The sequence below is a fragment of the Paramagnetospirillum magneticum AMB-1 genome (genome assembly GCF_000009985.1).
GTDB classification, from domain to species: domain Bacteria; phylum Pseudomonadota; class Alphaproteobacteria; order Rhodospirillales; family Magnetospirillaceae; genus Phaeospirillum; species Phaeospirillum magneticum.
In genome coordinates, this window is the sequence record NC_007626.1 from 1,529,364 (window position 1) to 1,548,390 (window position 19,027).

General features: G+C 66.7%; 15 protein-coding genes. 11 read left to right on the forward strand and 4 right to left on the reverse strand.

Going from position 1 to position 19,027, the window contains the following annotated elements; all coding sequences use genetic code 11:
• The first annotated feature begins 4 nt into the window (after positions 1-4).
• The 4 genes from AMB_RS07110 (at position 5) to AMB_RS07125 (ending at position 3,823) form a co-directional block, all read left to right on the forward strand.
• Entirely contained in the window at positions 5-448 is a 444-nt protein-coding gene (locus AMB_RS07110) for an Lrp/AsnC family transcriptional regulator (RefSeq protein ID WP_011383815.1), read from the forward strand.
• Positions 449-554: 106 nt separating this feature from the next.
• Positions 555-1,037 carry a siroheme decarboxylase subunit beta gene (locus AMB_RS07115; protein ID WP_011383817.1) on the forward strand — a complete coding sequence of 161 codons (483 nt, stop codon included), beginning with the start codon at positions 555-557 and terminating at the stop codon, positions 1,035-1,037.
• Positions 1,038-1,046: 9 nt separating this feature from the next.
• Entirely contained in the window at positions 1,047-2,189 is a 1,143-nt protein-coding gene (gene nirJ / locus AMB_RS07120; RefSeq protein WP_043743713.1) for a heme d1 biosynthesis radical SAM protein NirJ, read from the forward strand.
• A gap of 110 nt (positions 2,190-2,299) precedes the next feature.
• Positions 2,300-3,823: a nitrite reductase gene (locus tag AMB_RS07125; protein ID WP_231849016.1), complete on the forward strand. Its 1,524-nt coding sequence runs from the start codon at positions 2,300-2,302 to the stop codon at positions 3,821-3,823.
• Here AMB_RS07125 and AMB_RS07130 read toward each other — a convergent pair.
• Positions 3,795-4,487 carry an alpha/beta hydrolase gene (locus AMB_RS07130; protein WP_011383819.1) on the reverse strand — a complete coding sequence of 231 codons (693 nt, stop codon included), beginning with the start codon at positions 4,485-4,487 and terminating at the stop codon, positions 3,795-3,797. The two genes, AMB_RS07125 and AMB_RS07130, sit on opposite strands and share 29 nt — an antisense overlap.
• Positions 4,488-4,600: 113 nt before the next feature.
• Here AMB_RS07130 and AMB_RS23730 point away from each other — a divergent pair, with 113 nt between their 5' ends.
• On the forward strand, positions 4,601-6,868 hold the full coding sequence (locus AMB_RS23730; protein ID WP_011383820.1) for a cache domain-containing protein: 2,268 nt from the start codon (positions 4,601-4,603) through the stop codon (positions 6,866-6,868).
• A gap of 2 nt (positions 6,869-6,870) precedes the next feature.
• Here AMB_RS23730 and AMB_RS07145 read toward each other — a convergent pair whose 3' ends face one another.
• Complete coding sequence (locus AMB_RS07145; protein ID WP_011383821.1) at positions 6,871-8,379, reverse strand: sensor histidine kinase; 1,509 nt, start codon at positions 8,377-8,379, stop codon at positions 6,871-6,873.
• A 59-nt stretch (positions 8,380-8,438) separates the two neighbouring features.
• A complete protein-coding gene (locus tag AMB_RS07150; RefSeq protein WP_231849017.1) occupies positions 8,439-9,185 on the reverse strand; it encodes a substrate-binding periplasmic protein in 747 nt (248 codons plus the stop codon).
• Positions 9,186-9,346: 161 nt separating this feature from the next.
• Between AMB_RS07150 and AMB_RS07155 the strand changes: the two genes are divergently transcribed.
• The 6 genes from AMB_RS07155 to AMB_RS07180 all read left to right on the forward strand — a co-directional run bounded on the left by AMB_RS07155 (position 9,347) and on the right by AMB_RS07180 (position 18,453).
• On the forward strand, positions 9,347-10,369 hold the full coding sequence (locus tag AMB_RS07155; RefSeq protein WP_011383823.1) for a zinc transporter ZntB: 1,023 nt from the start codon (positions 9,347-9,349) through the stop codon (positions 10,367-10,369).
• Between the two features lie 100 nt (positions 10,370-10,469).
• Positions 10,470-12,233 carry an EAL domain-containing protein gene (locus AMB_RS07160; RefSeq protein ID WP_011383824.1) on the forward strand — a complete coding sequence of 588 codons (1,764 nt, stop codon included), beginning with the start codon at positions 10,470-10,472 and terminating at the stop codon, positions 12,231-12,233.
• Positions 12,234-12,327: 94 nt separating this feature from the next.
• Positions 12,328-12,726: a bacteriohemerythrin gene (locus tag AMB_RS07165; protein WP_011383825.1), complete on the forward strand. Its 399-nt coding sequence runs from the start codon at positions 12,328-12,330 to the stop codon at positions 12,724-12,726.
• A gap of 192 nt (positions 12,727-12,918) precedes the next feature.
• Positions 12,919-13,353 (forward strand): bacteriohemerythrin, encoded by a 435-nt coding sequence (locus tag AMB_RS07170; protein ID WP_011383826.1) that lies wholly within the window; start codon positions 12,919-12,921, stop codon positions 13,351-13,353.
• A gap of 46 nt (positions 13,354-13,399) precedes the next feature.
• Complete coding sequence (locus AMB_RS07175; RefSeq protein ID WP_043743715.1) at positions 13,400-15,313, forward strand: ATP-dependent helicase; 1,914 nt, start codon at positions 13,400-13,402, stop codon at positions 15,311-15,313.
• A gap of 254 nt (positions 15,314-15,567) precedes the next feature.
• Positions 15,568-18,453, forward strand: a complete 2,886-nt coding sequence (locus AMB_RS07180) for a hypothetical protein (protein ID WP_231849018.1) — start codon at positions 15,568-15,570, stop codon at positions 18,451-18,453.
• A gap of 131 nt (positions 18,454-18,584) precedes the next feature.
• Here AMB_RS07180 and AMB_RS07185 read toward each other — a convergent pair whose 3' ends face one another.
• Positions 18,585-18,986, reverse strand: a complete 402-nt coding sequence (locus tag AMB_RS07185; protein WP_011383829.1) for an HIT family protein — start codon at positions 18,984-18,986, stop codon at positions 18,585-18,587.
• Positions 18,987-19,027 lie beyond the last annotated feature (41 nt).

A 19,027-nucleotide genomic window follows, 5' to 3' on the forward strand; every position in this document is an offset into this window, starting at 1 on the left:
GGCCATGGACGACATTGACCGCGCCATCATCAACACCCTGCAGGGCGGCTTTCCCATCTGCGACCGGCCGTTCGACGCCGTGGCCGAGACCTTGGGGCTGACCGGGACGCAATTGCGGACCCGCATCGGGAAACTGAAGGCCGACGGCATCATCTCGCGCTTCGGCCCCATGTGGCACGCCGAGAGGATGGGCGGTGAACTGACCCTGTCCGCCATGAAGGTGCCGCCCGAGCGCTTCGACGAGGTGGCCGGCATCGTCAATGCCTTCCCCGAGGTGGCGCACAATTACGCCCGCGAGCATGCCCTGAACATGTGGTTCGTGGTCGCCACGGAGAAGCCGGGGCGCAAGGCCGAGGTGCTGGCCGAGATCGAAACCATGACCGGGATCACCGTTCACGACATGCCCAAGATCCAGGAGTTCTACGTGGGTCTGAGGTTCGAGGCATGACGAGCGAGGCGAAGCCGAAGCGCGGCCGCGTTGAGCGGCCCGGAGCGCAGCGGAGGAAAGCCAAGCGAGCCGTAGGCGAGCGCCCGGCGATTGAGGGGCATATGAAATGAGCGAAGCGAAGCTCGATCCCATCGACCGCGCCATCGTGGTGGCCACCCAGGACGGGCTGCCGTTGGTGGACAAGCCCTATCACGACGTGGCGCGCCAGGTGGGTGTCTCGCCGGACGAGGTGATGAGCCGCATGGAGCGGATGCTGGCCGAGGGCATCATCCGCCGCATGGGAGTCGTGCCCAACCACTACGCCCTGGGCTACAAGTTCAACGGCATGACCGTCTGGGACGTGGCGGACGAGGACATCGCCGAGGCTGGGCGGCGGGTGGGCGAGTTGGATTTCGTCAGCCATTGCTACCACCGGCCGCGCCACCTGCCCGATTGGCCCTACTCGCTGTTCGCCATGATCCACGCCAAGGAAAAGGCCGGCGCCGATGCCCTGGTGGAGCGTGTCGCCGAGGTTCTGGGCGATCTGTCGCGTGGCCACATGGTGCTGTTCTCGTCGCGCATCCTCAAGAAGACCGGCCTTCGGCTGTAGGAGTTCGCCTTGTTCCGCGTTTCCCAGTTCATGCAAGAACTCGTCGCCCCCAGCCCAGTGGGGCCGCGCCGCGATCCGCCTGGCCCGGTGGTGATCTGGAACCTGATCCGCCGCTGCAACCTCGCCTGCAAGCACTGCTATTCCATCTCGGCCGACAAGGACTTCGCCGGCGAGCTGTCCACCGACGAGGTGTTCGGCGTGATGAAGGACCTCAAGTCCTTCCGCGTGCCGGTGCTGATCCTGTCAGGCGGCGAGCCGCTGCTGCGCCCCGACATCTTCGACATCGCCATCCGCGCCAAGGAGATGGGCTTCTACACCGCGCTGTCGTCCAACGGCACCCTGATCGACGATCCCATCGCCGACCGCATCGCCGAGATCGGCTTCAATTACGTGGGCATCAGCATCGACGGCATCGATTCCACCCATGACCGCTTCCGGGCGCGCCAGGGGGCCTTCGCCGAATCCATGGGCGGCATCCGTCGCTGCGTGAAGAGGGGCATCAAGGTGGGCCTGCGCTTCACCATGACCATGGACAACGCCGCCGAACTGCCCCAGGTGGTGGACCTGATGGAGAGCGAAGGGGTGGCGAAGTTCTACTTTTCCCACCTGAACTATGCCGGGCGCGGCAACAAGAACCGCCTGGACGACGCCACCATGCAGGTGACCCGCAACGCCATGGATTATCTGTTCGATACCGCCTGGGCCCACGCCGCGGCCGGGCGCGAGCGGGAATTCGTCACCGGCAACAACGATGCCGACGGCCCCTATTTCCTCTCCTGGGTGCAGCGCCATCACCCGGACAAGGCCGCCCATATCGCCGCCAAGCTGGTGCAGTGGGGCGGCAACGCCTCGGGCATCAATGTGGCCAACATCGACAATCTGGGCGAGGTCCACCCCGACACCATGTGGTGGAACCACAAGCTGGGCAATGTGCGCGACCGGCCGTTCTCGGCCATCTGGCCCGATACCTCGGATTCCCTGATGGCCGGTCTCAAGGCGCGGCCCCGGCCGGTGGAGGGGCGCTGTGCCGCCTGTGCCCATCTCGACATGTGCAACGGCAACACAAGGGTGCGGGCCCAGCGGGTGACCGGCAACGCCTGGGCGGAAGACCCGGGCTGTTACCTGAGCGACGAGGAGATCGGACTGGCATGAGCATTTTCGACCTGTCATCCCGAGCCTTGCGAGGGATCTCCGCCCGCTCCGCCGTGCGAGTTCTGCTGCGGCGCGCCAGGATGGGATCCCTCCTCCCGATGGTCGTCGGGATGACAATTCTCGCCACCCCCACCCTGGCGGCCGAGGACGCGCCGCGCCTCTATGCCGAGCATTGCGCCGCCTGTCATGGCGGCGACCGGCTGGGCGCCATCGGCCCGGCCCTGCTGCCGGAGAATCTGGGGCGGCTGCGGAAGGCCGAGGCCGAGAAGGTCATCGCCCAGGGCCGCCCGGCCACCCAGATGCCCGCCCATGGCGACAAGCTGAACGCCGAGCAGATCAAGGCCCTGGCCGAATACGTCTACACGCCGCTGGCGGCGGTGCCCGCCTGGGGCATGGCGGAGATCAAGGCATCGCGGGTGATCAACGTGGACCCGGCCAGCCTGCCGGCCAAGCCGCAATGGAATACCGATCCCCTGAACCTGTTCACGGTGGTGGAGACCGGCGACCATCACGTCACCATCCTGGACGGCGAGTCCTTCAAGCCGCTGACCCGTTTCCAGAGCCGCTTCGCCCTGCATGGCGGCGCCAAGTACTCGCCCGACGGCCGCTTCGTCTATCTGGCGTCCCGCGACGGCTGGATCACCAAGTACGACCTTTACACCCTGCAGATCGTCGCCGAGATCCGCGCCGGGGTGAACACCCGCAACGTGGCCGTCTCCCATGACGGGCGCTTCCTGATGGTCGGCAACATGCTGCCCCATACCCTGGTGGCGCTCGACGCCCGCGACCTGACGCCGCTGCAGGTGATTCCGGTGGTGGGCGACGCGGGAGCCACCTCGCGGGTCTCGGCGGTCTATACCGCGCCGCCGCGCGCCAGCTTCGTGGTGGCGCTGAAGGACCTTCCCGAGGTCTGGGAGATTCCCTACGCCGACGATGCCGGGCCGGTGATGAACGGCTTCGTCCATTCCTACGAGAAGGGCCACGAGGAGGGCATCAGCCCCGGCGGCCGCTTCCAGGCCATCCGCATCCGCATTCCCGACTTCCTCGACGACTTCTTCTTCGACCGCACCTACGAGCGGGCCATGGGGGCGTCCCGCGACGGCACCAAGGGCCTGGTGGTGGATCTCGACATCAAGCGCAAGATCGCCGAGATCGACCTGCCCGGCATGCCGCATCTGGGCTCGGGCATCATCTTCGCCAAGGACGGCCATGATTACATGGCGACGCCGCACCTGAAGGAGGCGGTGGTCAGCATCATCGACATGCAGACCTGGAAGACGGTGAAGCGCATTCCCACCCTGGGGCCGGGCTTCTTCATGCGCTCGCACGAGAACACCGGCTATGCCTGGATCGACGTGTCCATGGGCAAGGAAAAGGACGCCATCCAGATCATCGACCTGTCCGCCATGGAGATCGTCCGGACGCTGCGCCCCGCGCCGGGCCGCACCACCGCCCATGCCGAGTTCGACCGTTCGGGCAAGCACGTGCTGATCTCGGTGATGGAGGCCGAGGGCGAGCTGATCGTCTTCGACGCCGAAAGCTTCGAGGTGGTGACCCGCATGCCCATGAAACGGCCGGTGGGCAAGTACAACGTCTTCAACAAGATCAATTATTCAAGCGGCACCAGTCATTAGCCGGCGGTGAGGGAACCTCGTCGCCCAGCAGGGTGGCGAGGCAATCTCCCCAGCGCCGGGCGAAGTCCTCGCTGTCCAGGGGGGGCGGCGCCGGTTCGTAGACCACCACATGGGGAATGCCGGGGCGGCGGAGGGTGCGGCGGATCTCATCCTCGCGGCCACGGCCTTCCTCGGCATCGCCGTCCAGGACCATCACCCCGAGGCGGGTGGGGTCCTGGGTCTTGATCACGTCCATGAACTTGTAGTCGTGCCACTGGCGGCCATGGCGGGCCGTCTCGGCGCTGACCGTGGCGTCCAGGGCGATCACCGCATGGATGCCGCCGCCATCCACCGGCGTCGACCACGAGGAATTGGCGATCAGCGACACCCAGGCGCCGAAGGAGCGCCCGGCCAGCACCACCCGGGAATAGCCTTCGCCCCGCGCCGCCCGGGCCTGGTCGAACAGGGCCTTGCCGAAATCGTGCTCGCGGCGGAAATCCACCGGCACCCGATTGATGCGGATCGTCCAGCCCTGGTCGCGGAAGCGGGCCAGCACCGGGGGAGGGGCCTCGGGGACGCCCGCGCCGACCGTGTAGAGGATCAGGCGATTCTCGGCCGCGGCCGGGCTGGCATGGAGGCCGCATAGCAAGGGCAGGGCGGCCAGGATTGGAAAAAGGCGGATCATGGATGCACCATGACACGGCCGGCTGACGCCAGCCTATCGCCCGCATCCAGTCGGGGCAGGTGACGTTTCTCCACCATTCTGATACAGATGGACGATTCACTGGAGGGGCGGACGTGGGGTTTTCGTTCGACGAGAAGGCGATTTCCCGGGTTCATCTCATCGGCACGGTCCTTGTGGTCGGTTGCCTGGTGCTGGGGCTGGGATTCTTTTTCGTCCGCCAGATCACCGCCGAAGCCGAAGACGCCATTCGCGCCCTGGAAGTCCAGGAACTGCAGAAGAGCCAGGACCTGCTGGTCCAGCAGGTCGAGACCGCCAAGGGCTTCCTGACCACCTTGCGCCTGCAGACCGAAGAGGTGCTCAAGCACGAAATCCGCGAGCAGGTGGACGAGGCCCATGCCCTGGCCCAGGCCATCTACGACCAGGAAAAGGGGCGGCGTTCCGAAGAGGACATCAAGCGCCTGATCACCGAGGCCCTGCGTCCGCTGCGCTTTTTCGACGGCAAGGGGTATTTCTTCATCGACGGCATGGACGGGTCCTGCGTGCTGCTGCCCATCGGGCCGTCGCGGGAAGGCTCGTCCCTGCTGAACAACCGCGACGATACCGGCCATTACATCATGCGCGGCCTGATCGAGGCGGCGCGCAAGCCGGTGGGCGAGGGCTATTCCCGATATCGCTGGTATGCGCCCGGAGACCCCGAGAAGATGGCCGCCAAGATCGCCTATGTCCGCCATTTCGCCCCCTTCGACTGGCTGATCGGCACCGGGCAGTACGTGGCCGAAGTGGAAGACCGGCTGAAGGTTTCCGCCCTGGACCGAATTCGGCTGTTCCGCTTCGGCCGGGACGCGTCGGGCTATATCGTGGTGATCGATGACCGCGAGCGCATCCTGGTGTCGCCGTCGCGGCCGTGGAACGAGGGCAAGACCGTGTCGGACCTGGAGCCGGAGCAGCGGAACGCCGCCCGGCCCATCGTCGAGCAGGGGCGCAAGGGGGACGGGTTCATTCGCTATGACTGGGCCAGGGAGGGCGGAAGCGGCGCGGTTTCGACCAAGCTGTCCTACGTCTCGCGGCTGGAGGACTGGAACTGGACCCTGGCGGCGGGGGTGTATCTCGACGAGATTTCCGTAAAGAGTGACGAACGCCGGGCGGCGCTGGCCCGCAGCATCGAGGACAAGCGCAAGCTGACACTGGCGGCCCTGGCCATCGGCCTGGGCGTCGCCCTGGCCGCCGGCATCTTCTTCTCGCGTCTGGTGGCCCGTCTGGTCGCCCGCTACAAGCTTGACCTCACCCATCAGAACGACCAGTTGCGCCGATCCGCCCGGGACCTGTTCCTGATCAACTCCATCGTGGATTCCTCGGCCGAACTGGCCTTTCTGGCCGATGGCGAGTGGAACCTGATCTACGCCAATCCGTTCGCGCTGGAAAAGCTCGGCTGGTCGCTGGACCAGATGTCGGGTCGCCGGCTGGACGCCATCGCCGATTCCCTGGCGGTCCCGGCCGCTGATGGCGACCGCCATTCCTGGCGCTTCGAGGCCGCCCTGCCGACTCATGACGGCCGTGCCCTGCCCGTGGAGGTCCTGGCCCGCGACCTCCTGCACGAGGGCGTGCTCTACCACGTGGCTCTGGCCCGCGACATTACCGAGCGGCAGCGCTGGGAGGCCGATCTGTGCGCCAAGACCGCCCAGCTCGAGCATTCCAATGCCGATCTCGAACAGTTCGCCTATGTGGCCAGCCATGACCTGCGCGAGCCCTTGCGCATGGTCTCCAGCTACCTCTCCCTGCTGGAGCGGCGCTATGGCCAGCTTCTCGATTCCGACGGGCTCGAATTCCTGGGCTTTGCCAAGGATGGGGCGCAGCGTCTGGACCGCTTGGTTCTCGACCTGCTGGAATTCTCGCGCATCGACCGGCGCGGTTCGCCCCTGGCGCCCATGCCGGTCCGCCCAGCGGTGGATGTGGCCGCCCGCAACCTGTCGGTGGCCATGGCGGAGGGCGGCGCGACGCTTGTCCTGGAGGACGCCCTGGATCGGGCGGTCGTTCTCGGCGACAGCGGCCAGATCACCCGGCTGCTGCAGAACCTGATCGGCAACGCCATCAAGTACCGCTCGGACGGGCGGCCGCCCCGGATCGTCATCGGCTGTCGCCGCGATGGCGCGTGCTGGGAGCTGTCGGTCAGCGACAACGGAATCGGGATCGAGCCCCAGTATTTCGAGCGCATCTTCGGCATCTTCCAGCGCCTGCACACCCGCGACAGGTTCGAGGGCACCGGCATCGGCCTGGCCATCGCCAAGAAGATCGTCGAACGCCACGGCGGGCGGATCTGGGTCGACAGCCGGCCCGGCGAGGGAAGTTCCTTCCACTTCACCCTGCCGGCGGCGGCCGCCTGACTTCAGGCCTGGGCCGTCACCGCCGCCTGTTCGGCCACCTGATCGGGAATGGTGAAGAAGAAGGTGGAGCCCTGGCCCGGGGTGGAGGTCAGGCACATGCGGCCGCCATGGCTTTCCACGATGCGCTTGCAGATGGCCAGGCCAATGCCGGTGCCGGAATAGGCCGCGGTGGTGTGGAGGCGGCGGAACACCTCGAAGACGTAGTCATGGTACTGCGCGTCGATGCCGATGCCGTTGTCGGCCACCGCGAAGCGCCAGGCCGCGCCGTCCCGCTCGGCGCTGATCCGCACCTCGGGGACGGCATTCTCGGCGCCGTATTTGAGGGCATTGCCCAGCAGGTTGTGGAAGACCTGATACAATTGTCCCCGGTCGGCGGACAGGCTTGGCAACGGGCCGATTTCCAGCCGGGCTCCCTTCTGCTCGATGCGCGGCCGCAGGCTCTGGACCACGGACTCGACCAGTTCGGCGCAATCCACGGTGGCCACCGTCAGGCCGGCGCCGCCGGCCCGGCTGTATTCCAGCAGGTCGCGCACCAGATTGGACATGCGTTGCGCCTCGGCGATGATGAAGCGCAGGTAGTCCTTACCCTCGCCCTCCAGATCGACCGCGTATTTGCGCTCGAGCAACTGGGAGAAGCTGACCAGGCCGCGCACCGGCTCCTGCAGGTCGTGGGCGGCCACATAGGCGAAGCGTTCCAGTTCGGCATTGGTCCGCGACAGTTCGGCGATCACCTGCTGCAGGTCGCTTTCCGCCCGAGTACGTTCCTGGATTTCATGCTGCAATTCGTCGTGGCGGTCGCGCAAATCCTGCGCCGCAAGGTGCAACTGGCGGCCGATGTTGTCATAGGCCCAGCGCAGACGGTCGATCTCGTCGCCATTCTCGGGAAAGCCCAGGCGTTCGTCATAAATTGACGCCTGCGTCATCAGGGATTCCGGCACCAGATTGCCGACGCTGCGGGCCAGTTCCTCGACCCGCCGGGTGACGAGGTGGCTGAAGATCACGTACATGAACGCCGCGACCAGGAAGGTCTTTATCGCGTTGCTGGCCAAGATGGTGATGGCCTGGCTCAGCAGGCGGTCATAGATGCCGTCCAGGCTGGCCGTGACGTCCAGGGTGGCGATCCGCTGCGTCTCGCCGCGGATTTCGCGCGAAAGGGGGTATTGGCGGCTGAGAAGGCGCCCGGACTTGATCGTGCCCGACGACCAGGTGTTGCGGCTGTCCACCGTGGTGATCACCACGTGCTCCACATGGGGAAGCCGGGTCAGGGAATCCAGGGCCAGGGTGATCTGTTGCTCGTCAAGAGTCCAGACGCTGCCCGTAATGGGCGGCAGGAAGATCCTGACCTCCTCCAGTTGATCGTCCATGTCGGCACGTTGTTGCCGGTATTCGTGGATAAGCTGATAGGCGGTCGCCAATAAGGCCAGAAAGGAGCTGAATGTGACGATCAGAACGATCAGGCGGCGGCCGATCCTGTTTTCCCGTCCCTTCTTGCGCAACAGCATCATCATCATGATGCGGGACAGCCTAAACGCATCTCTGAAGGGATACGAGCCCAAAGCATTCGTATGGACTACTTTAGGTTTGGCTTTGGAACGCCTTCGATGGTCAATCCCGCGGCAATGGTTTCCAGCCGACTCATGAGTGCCTCGGCGTCGGGGAAGGTCCGGTTGAGGACCAGATGCACGTCGAGGCGGTCGATGACGTCGTATTCCAGGTCGCGGATCGGCCGCTCCGCCAGGACCTCCTGGGCCGGTCCGGCATAATCCAGCAGGTAGTCGGCTCGCCCGCGCTCCAGCATGGCAAAGGCCGATTCATGGCTGACGGTTCCGTTGTTGCCGATGCGGTTGGCCGGGTCCTTGATGAAAGGCAGGAGGCTGCCGTAAGTATAGCCGTGGACGGTGATCACCTCCTTGCCGGCCAGATCCTCCCTGGAGGTGATGGGGCGTTTGCCCTTGCGATGGTAGACCCGCAATTCGGTGCCGGCCACTGGCCGCTTGCTGATCAGGCAGCACTTGTCCAGCACCGTTCCCTTCACCAGGATGGAAAAGTCGGTCTGGCCATCGCGCAGATGCTCGAACAGGCGCGCCGCCGGCAGCCCGCGCGCCCGCCAGGGAATGCCCGCCTGCTGGAACAGGGGCGCGGCCAGGCGCAGCAGCGGATTGTCGGGCTCGCCTCGGGCATCTAGGCGGGTGGTCCACACCGACTGGTCAGGATAGGAGTATTCAAGGACTCGCGGCTCTGCCGCGGCGGCGGCGGATGCCCCCGCCAGGAGAAGGATTAGTCCCGCAAAGAAACGGGTTGGCCTGCCCATGGTCATCAGCCGTCTCCAACCCATCAGTTTCCCCATCCGTGGATGCTAGCCGAAAGTCGTGGGGTTCTCAATCCGGCAGGAAGGGCGTGGGCGACATATGTTTGCCGTGGCCTTCTTTTTCCCTCGGCCCTATCCTTTGGCGAGGGCTGCGAGGCAGGAGGGGCGGTATGTCCATTGACCAGGAACTTCATGCAGGGCTCGAGCCCGGCCTGCGTTTCGCCATGCTGATCGGCCCCGATGGCGCTGTCCGCGACCTGCGCTGGTCGGAAGTGGAAAAGTGGCGGCCCGTCGATGGCTTTCTCTGGGTCCATCTCGAACGCGACGAGCCCACGGCCAAGACCTGGCTGTGCGAGCATTCCGGCGTGGACCCCCTGGTGGCCATGGCCCTGACCGCCGAGGAATCCCGGCCCCGGGTCGAGGACGTGGGCGATTCCCTGATGGTGGTGCTGCGCGGCGTCAACAAGGCGCGCCACGGCGAGCGGGAGGAGGTGGCCGAAACCGAGCTGGTGCCCATCCATATCTGGATCGAGGCCGACCGCTGCATTTCCTTGCGTGACAAGGATCACTCCCTCAACGCGCTACGCGACCTGCGGCTGGCCATGATGATGGGCAAGGGGCCGCGCACCGCCGGGGCGTTGCTGGCCCGCATCGCCGAGAAGGTGGTGGACCATCTGGGCATCCTGACCGACGAGATCGAGGACGGCATCTCGGATCTGGAGGACCGCATCGGCGAGGGGCTGGCCGGCACCGACCTGCGCGAGGACATCGCCTCGGCCCGGCGCAAGGTGGTGCAGTTGCGCCGCTATCTGGCGCCCCAGCGCGATGCCCTTTACCGCCTGCGCCATGACGATGCCAGCTGGCTCGACCCCGAGGCCAAGATGCGCCTGCGCGAGGTCAATGACCGTCTGATCCGCCATATCGAGGACCTGGACGAAATGCGCCAGCGCGCCACCATCCTGCACGAGGATTTTACCAACCTGGTGGCCGAGCGCGCCGCCCAATCCTCCAACCGCCTGACCGCCCTGGCCGCCATGGTGCTGCCGCCCAGCCTGCTGGCCGGCATGATGGGAACCAATATCGGCGGCATTCCTGGATCGCAGGAGCCGTTGGCTTTTCTGGTCCTGTGCGGCGTTGTGCTGGGCATGATGCCGGTCACGTATCTGGTCCTGAAATGGATTAAGTGGTTGTAGTCTTTCGGGCTCGCAATAATTCGTTTCTTTCCCTGGGCTCGGGATTTCGCCAATCTACGGGTCCATCGTGGGGATGGACCGAAATGCTGCGCGGGGGCAGATGACCAAGGTCGATGACGGTGGGGTCGGCGGGCGGGGGGACGACGAGTCCGCGCCGCGTCGCAAGGGCAAGGGCGGGGCCGGTCTGGGCCAGCCGCAGGAGGCTTATGTCGCCTTCGCCTTCGCCGCCGCCGACCTGCTGATGGAGGCCGACCACGCCGGGCGCATCATCTTCGCCATCGGCGCCTCCATGTCCCTGGTGGGGCGTCCGGCCCGCCTGCTGGCCACCATGACCCTTCCCGACCTGATCCGTCCCGAGGACCAGTCCCGCGCCCGGAACGCCCTGAAGCGCATGGCCAAGGGCGATCGGGTCCGGCATGTGCTGCTGCATGTCCACCTGCCGGCGGGGGGCAGCACGCCGGTGGCGCTGTCGGGCTATCCCCATCCCGATCACCAGGGGCGCCTGCTGCTGGTGCTGACCCATTCGGGCACCCTGATGTCGCCCACCGTCCGCAACCCGGAGACGGGATTGCTGGGGCGGGAAGGCTTCGAGGCCCTGGCCGGCGACCTGATCAAGGAAAGCGCCAAGGACGGCGATGAATCCTATCGCATGACCCTGCTGGATCTGCCGGAACTGGCGGAACTGCGCAGCAAGGTCGGCGCCGAGGCCACCGCCGACTTCATCGCGCGCTTCACCGATTACCTGAAGCAGTGTTCGGTGGGGGGCGGGGCCGCCGCCGATCTGGGCAACAGCAAGTACGGACTGATTCACGGCCCCGAGGTCAGCGCCGCCGAGATCGAGACCGCCATCAGCGGTCTGGCCCAATCGGTGATGGGCTCGTCCCTGAGCGCGGATTCCACCTCGCTGGCCATCGACGGCGGCGGCATCTCGGCCCAGGAGGCCACCAGCGCGCTGATCTACACCTTGAACCGCTTCACCACCGACAGCGACGCCACCATCCACGAATTGTCGGCCATGGCGCGTCCGACCCTGTCGCAGACCGTGGCCAAGATGCGCGAGGTCAAGCAGACCATCGGCAGGGGCGAGTTCCAGCTTTATTTCCAGCCCATCGTCGACTTGTGGAGCAACGCGGTCCATCACTTCGAGTGCCTGGTCCGCTTCGGCGACAGCGGCAACTCGCCCTACAGCACCGTGGTGTTCGCCGAGGATACAGGTCTGGTGGGCGAACTGGACCTGGCGATCTGCGCCCGCGCCATCGCCTTCATGCGCGAGGGCGTGGGGGCCGAGCCCTCCCTGCGCTTCGCCGTCAACCTGTCGGGCCGGTCCCTGTCCAGCCCCAGCATGGCGGCGCGCCTGCTTCAGATGATCCACGGCGCCTCGGACCTGCGCGGGCGGCTGCTGTTCGAACTGACGGAAAGCTCGGCCATCTCCGATCTGGTGGCGGCCAATGCCGTCATCCAGGAAATTCGTGGGCGCGGCCATCCGGTGGGCATCGACGATTTCGGTGCCGGAGCAGCGGCGTTCCACTATCTGCGGGGCCTTAAGGTCGACCACGTCAAGATCGACGGATCATATGTGCGCGATGCCGCCGCCAAGGGCGATTCGCTGCCTTTCCTGCGGGCCATTACCCAGTTGTGTCGCGAGCTGCGCGTCGCCACCATCGCCGAGCACATCGAGGATGAGGCCACCGCCAATCTGCTGCGCGTCTACAACGTGCGCTATGGCCAGGGCTATTACTTCGGCAAGCCCATGAAGCCCCCGGCGCCGGGACCGGCGGGCAAGGCCCCCTGGACGACGCCCGTGACCCAGTGGCGCAACGGCCTGCTGTTCTTCGGCAACGGGGCGCCGCCGTCCGGTGGCTGATGCGGGCGCCCGGGGGGGCACCTGTCACGACTTGCATGTTGAATTTCACTTCCTCTAGCCTTATTGAGCACTAACCAAAGTTTGGGAGTGAATCGTGCCGGCTTGGACGGAAAGCCTGAGTGTCGGGGTCCCCGTGCTCGATGAACACCATCGTCACCTGTTTCACCTGCTGGCCACGCTGGACGGCATGGCCGGCGGCAGTGTGGGCCAGGATGCCGTCCGGAGCGTGTTCGACGACCTGAACGGCTACATCGCCTACCACTTCGCCGAGGAAGAGGCCATGATGGCGCGGGCCGACTTCCCCTTCCTGGAATTGCACCGCCATTCCCACCAGACCATCGCCATGCGGGTGGCCGACATGTCCGCCGAGCTGTCCATGGCCAATGTGGAGCGGGTGATCCGCGAGCTTCACGACTTTCTTGTCGGCTGGCTGGTGCATCACATCGAAATCGAGGATTTCGAGTATCGGCCGTTTCTATCCGGCGATAAGTAATACTGCGTGAATCAGGTGCCGTCGGGGGCTCTCCGGCCTGGCAATTGTGCGGTGCACACAATTGCCTCAAGTACCTCTTCGCACATGCAAAAATATTATTGCATATGTCCCCTTGATTGATATTTCGGGGCTCGTCTGCTATGTTTTCCCACAAAAGAAAGGCAAGTATTCCAGGGAAGACGTGGAGGTCCGATGGCGCCCCTGACGCAGGAGCATGAGACCGGGGTTCCGGGCATCGATGCCGGGAACGAGGGGTTGCGCTTCCTGCTGGGGCGGGTGTTCCAGCCGGGCGTCGAGTGCCGTCGCGGCATGGCCGGGCATGGCGACTGCGATTTCAGCCGTTGCACCCGCATCGAGGCGATCATGCGCTATGTGGGGCGCAACTTCGCCTCCCAGGAACAGGTGATGACGGAATCCGATTATCCCGATGCCCGCCGGCACCTGGACGACCACGCCGGGCTGCTGGACCATCTGGGGGTGATGCTGCACGCCCGGGTCTGCGCCGAGAAGGATGCCGCCAAGGTTCACGACCTCATCGCCCACTGGGTGGCCGAGCATACCCAGCGCTGCGACCGTCCGCTGGGCCGCTGGGCGGTGACGCGGCGGGTGCTGGAGCCCAAGAGGTAGTCCTCGGCCGTTGTCACCGCCGGGCGGCATCGCTACTCTGCCGGCCATGAGCGAACCTGCCCCTCCGGCGGCCGAATCCCCCCTCGATCCCGAACAGCGCCTGGCCGCCGAGGCCGAGGCGGACTCCGTGCTGGTCCTGGCCGGGCCGGGAACCGGCAAGACCACCACCCTGGTCGGGCGCTACGTCCATCTGCTGGAGCAGGGCGCGGCGCCGGCCCGCATCTTCGTCTCCACCTTCACGGCGCGGGCCGCCGAGGAACTGCGGGGCCGCATCGGCGCCCGGCTGGAGACGCGGGGCGGAGACTTCGACGCCGAGCGCTTTCGCCGCATGCCCATCGGCACCCTGCATGGCATGGCGCTTCGCCTGCTGCAGCGCCATCCGCCGCCCGGCTGTCCCCGCTTTCGGGTGTTCGACGAGCAGGCCTGTTCGCGGGTGATCGCCCGCCATCGCCTTTATCTCGGCGACGACGTGCGCAAGCCCACCGACGTGTTCGGCGCCTACAAGGACCGGCTGATGAGCCCGGCGGCGGCGCTGGCCGAGGCCAAGGTCAGGAACGACGCCACCCTGGTTGAGGCGGCCGAGGCCTATGGCCGCTACCAGCGCGCCCTGGCCGAGGAGGGGGGCTTCGATTTCGGCGACCTGATCATGGAACTGGTGCGCGGGCTGGAGGAGGACGAGGCCTACCGGGCGCGCATCGCCGGCTTCTTCGACCATCTGCTCATCGACGAATACCAGGACATCAACCCGGCCCAGGAGCGCATGCTGCGCCTGCTGCGGTCCGAGGGGGCGCGGCTGTGGGCGGTGGGCGACGACGACCAGTGCCTGTACGCCTGGCGGTCCGCCGACCCCGCCTTTATCCTGGGCTTCGAGACGGCGTGGCCCGACCCGGCGCTGTTCCGCCTGTCGCGCAACTACCGCAGCTCGGCCACCATCGTCAACGCTGCCGGGGCGCTGATCGGCGCCAACCGCCGCCGCCACGCCAAGGATCAGGTGCCGCACAGCGCGTCCCGTCTGGCGTTGACCATCGCCGGCCTGGACGACGACGAGGACGAAGCCGATTACGTGCTGCGCGTGGTCAAGGGCCTGTCCGGCCGAGGCATGCCCTGGAATGAAATGGCGGTGCTCTATCGCGCCGGCCATGTGGGGTCGCGCATCCAGATCAGGCTGGCCGAGGCCGGGATTCCCCTGGTGGTCCGGGGGGCGGGCGAGTTCTGGCAACTGGGGCCGGTGCGCCTGACCGCCGGGCTGGCCCGCCTGCTGTCCAATCCCCAGGACATGGATGCCCGGGCCATGCTGGGCCACGGCAAGCGGGTCGACAAGCTGCTGCAGCAGGCTCCCGAGAAGATCGACGCCGACGTTCCCTGGCCGGCCTTGTGCCGTCAGGTGGGGCGCCTGGTCTCGGCCACCGCCCGGCCGCCGGGCGAAGAGGGGCTGCAATGGCGCGACCTGGCCTTCACCGCCGCCGACCTGGCCGCCGAGTGCGGGACTGTGGCCGCCTTCATCGCCCTGATGGAGGAGCAGCGCCGGTCGCTGCGCCGGGCCGAGAGCGGCGGTGACGCCGTGGTGCTGTCCACCATCCACGGGGCCAAGGGACTGGAGTGGTCGGCGGTGGTGGTGGCCGGCTGCGAGGCCGACCTGATGCCCCACGAGTCCTCGCCCGATCTGGAGGAGGAGCGCCGCCTGATGTATGTGGCCGCCACCAGGGCCAAGCGCTGGCTGGTGCTGTCCTTCGCCGCCGAACGGCGCAAGGCGGTCGCGCCGTCACCCTATATCGCCGAAATGCTGAGCGGTCTCGACGAGGATCAGATCCGTTACCACGACCCGCAGAGCCGGGCGCGTCTGCACGCCGGCCCGCCCCAGCCGGTCAAGGCCGACGGGCCGCTCCGGCTGCGGCCGGAACTGAAGGTTTCGTCAGGCATGCGAAAGGGCCGCGCACCGTCCAAACGGACTCGCTTCTAGGGCCTTGGTCAAGGGTAGGGAGTGTTTGATTTTCGCTTGTGAACAGGGCATCCTCCCCTTGCGCTGTCCAAGGTCCGGGGGGGGGAGGGGAGCAAGTCCCGCCCACGTCTGGGAGGACGATGCGGAGGCAATCGTGCCGATTGCCCCCGCTTTTTGCTGCGACCCGTCCGCGCCCAGGCGCCGGCCGGGCGTCCGGGCGGATGGCGCTTGGTGAATTTCACGAAGGTCAGGGCGGACTCATGGGCGACAAAAACATGACCAGAGGCGAGACCGAGGCTGCGGTACCGGGGATGGGTGCCGTCGAGGCCGAGGCTAAGGAACCGGCAGCCCCCGTGGCGCCGCCCCTGGCCATTCTTCGCCCTGAACCCCGACCGTTGGGTGGCGATGCCGGCAGTCCCGGCAACAAGACGACCCAGATGGTGGCCCTGCTGGTCACCGTCGCCTGGATCGGCCTGTGCGGCTACTGGGCCAACACTTCCATCGGCTGGGGCAACCTGCTGTTCATGCAGCCGCAGGAGATCGGCGGCATGGTCGGCGCCGCCTTCCTGCCGCTGGCCTTCCTCTGGCTGCTGGTCGCCTATTTCGACCGGGGCCGCGAACTGCGCTCCCTGTCGGTGGATATGCGCGAGCAGCTTTCCCGCCTGACCTATCCCGCCGAGGGCGCCGAGTCCCGGGTGACGCGTATCGCCGACGCCCTGCGCACCCAGGCCCGGGAACTGACCGAGGCCTCGTCCGAGGCCGCCGCCAAGGGCGATGCGGTTCGCCAGATGATGGCGTCGCAGATCGAAGCCATGACCGGCGTGGTCGGTCGCGTCAACGATGAGGCCCAGACCGCCGTCGAGGCCCTGCGCAAGGAGGTCGACCGCCTGACCCAGGCCGCCGACGGCGCCACCGCCCGGGCCCGTGAGGTCGAGACCCTGCTGCGCATGCAGACCCAGGACCTGACCACCGTTACCGACACCTCGGCGCACCGCATCCGCGAGTTCGGCGAGCTATTGCGCGGTCAGATCGAGAGCATCGATTCCACCTCCGCCCGCGCCGCGTCCCGTGCCGACACGGTGGCCGAGCAGGTGCGGACCCAGGCCGAATCCCTGGACCATGTCTCCCAGGCGGCGGTGGCCCGCGCCGAGCAGGTGGTCGCCATGTTCGAGCGCCAGAGCAGCCAGTTGGGCAGCTCGGCCGAGCAGGCCACCACCCGCACCGAAGTGGTCGCCAATTCCCTGGCCGAGCGGGTCGAAGCGCTGGAAAGCCTGTTCACCCGCCAGAACACCGATCTGGATCAGGCCGCCGAACGGCTGGCCGAGCAGACCAGCCGCATCTCGGCCTCGCTGCAGCAGCAGGCCACCGGCCTCGATCAGATCACCGAGCGCGTGCTGTCGCGCGTCAAGATCGTCGAGGAAGCCCTCGGCGTGCAATCGCGTGAGCTGGGCTCGGCCTCGGATCAGGCCATGGGCCGCTTCCGCGAGATCGAAGAGACGCTGGGCCGCCACACCGAGAATCTGCGCGTCGCCGCCGATGACGCCTCCAGCCAATTGGGCGCCGTGGGCGAGGTGTTCGTCCAGCGTCGCGACGACGTGGACGCCGCCGCCGAGCGGGCCATGGCCCGGGTGCGCGAGGTGGGCGAGGCCTTCCAGGGCCAGACCCGCGCCGTCGCCGCCGCTTCCGACCAGATGACCGCGCGGGGCCGCGAGGTCTCGGAGACGCTGCGTCTTTACATCGAGGATCTCAACAAGGGAGCGGAAAAGTCCGCGGCCCAGGCCGAGAACATCCGCACCTCGCTCAGGAAGCAGGCCGACGAACTGGCCGATGCCGCCAATGTGGTGTCCACCCAGTCCAAGCTGTCCGAAGCCTCCCTGAACCAGCAGTCGCGCCATCTGATCGCCACCTCGGATCAGGTGATGGCCAAGGTCAAGACCATTGCCGACACCCTGCGCCAGGGCACCAACGACCTGATCGCCACCTCGTCCAAGGTCGGCGTCGAGCTGGACGCGGTGGGCGAGACCCTGCGCCAGCGCACCACCGACGTCTCCGCCGCCGCCGTCAAGGCCATCTCGGATTCCGGCGGCGTCGCGGAACTGCTGGAGAAGCGCTCCGAGCAGCTTCAGCACGTCTCCGACCAGTTGGGCTCGCGGGTGCGCGCCGCCACCGAGGTGCTGCGCAAGCAGACCGAGCAGGTGGTGGCCAGCGCCGATCAGGCCGAGGCCTCGGTCAGCGCGGTGGGCGAGGCGCTGCGCGTCCAGGCCCAGTCCCTGGCCCGCGTCGCCGACGATTCGTCGGATGTGCTCAAGGCCTTCGGCTCGGCCATCCAGCAGAACGCCGTGCAGCTGGGCGAAGCCGCCCAGCAGGTCTTCGCCCAGTCCCAGACGGCGGGCGATGCCCTGCGCTCCATCAGCCGCGATTTCGAGGAGGCCTCCAACAAGACGGCGGCCCAGGTCACCGCCGCCGGCGACATGCTGCGCGCCGGCATCCGTGAGCTGACCGCCTCGGCGGAGCGGATCACCGCCCAGGTGCGCTCGGCCGGCGACGGCCTGCGCCGCCACGCCAGCGAGATGCAGGAAACCACCGAACGGACCGGCGCCAAGCTGGAAGCCGCCTTCGAGATGGTGCGCACCAAGTCCAATGATCTGGGCATCACCGGCGACCGTCTGTCCCAGCAGGCGGAAAGCTTCTCCAACAGCTTCTCGCGTCAGGTGGAGGAACTGGTCAACGCCTCCAAGCTGGCCGAGATCCGCGGCTCGCAACTGGAAGAAAAGCGCGCCCAGCTCTCGGTTGAGCACTTCTTGCAGAACGCCGCCTTCATCGTCGAGAAGCTGCAGTCGCTCTCGGTGGATATCGGCCGCATCTTCAACGCCAATATCGACGAGAAGGCGTGGCGCGAGTTCCATGCCGGCGACCAGTCCATCTTCGTGCGCAAGATTCTCAAGAATCTCGACAAGCACCAGATGGCCTCCATCAAGAACAAGTTCGAGGACGACGGCGATTTCCGCGAATACGTCACCCGTTATCTGGCGGAGTTCGAGGCCCTGCTCAATCAGGCCCGCAATTCCGATCACCAGGACGTGTTGACCGGCACCTTCACCTCGTCCGAGGTGGGCAAGCTGTACCTGGTCCTGGCCCGCTCGCTGGGCCGCCTGGAATAGGGTCTGCCGGAAGGCTGAATGGAAACGGCGCCGGAGTGATCCGGCGCCGTTTCTTCTTGTCCATCCGGTGGGCTTCCGCCCACTCCCGATCGGGGTGAACCCCAAATGGGTCCGGGCAATCGCCCGGTGGCTTATCCCAGCACCGCCCGCAATTGGGCCAGACGCGTCTCCAGCGCCTCCGGAGTATAGGGCGTTGCCGGAACGGCGCCCCACACCGGCTTGGGCCAGGCGGCATCGTCGGTGTCGCGGGCGATGACGTGCACGTGCAATTGCGCCACCACATTGCCCAAGGCGGCGACGTTGATACGGTGAGGGGCCAGCGCCTGGCGGAGCGCCGTCGAGGCGCGGGCGATTTCGTCGAGCAGAGCGTGCTGGTCGGCGGGATCCAGGTCGGTGATCTCGACCACGCCGGCCCGGCGGGGGACCAGCAGTAGCCAGGGATAGGTGCTGTCGTTCATGAGCAGCACCCGGCAGAGGGGCCATTCGGTCACCGGAACGGTGTCAGCGGCGATTCTTTGGTGCAGTTCAAACATGCATGGGTTCTTCACGTTGCGCCGGAGGTAGTGTTCAAGGT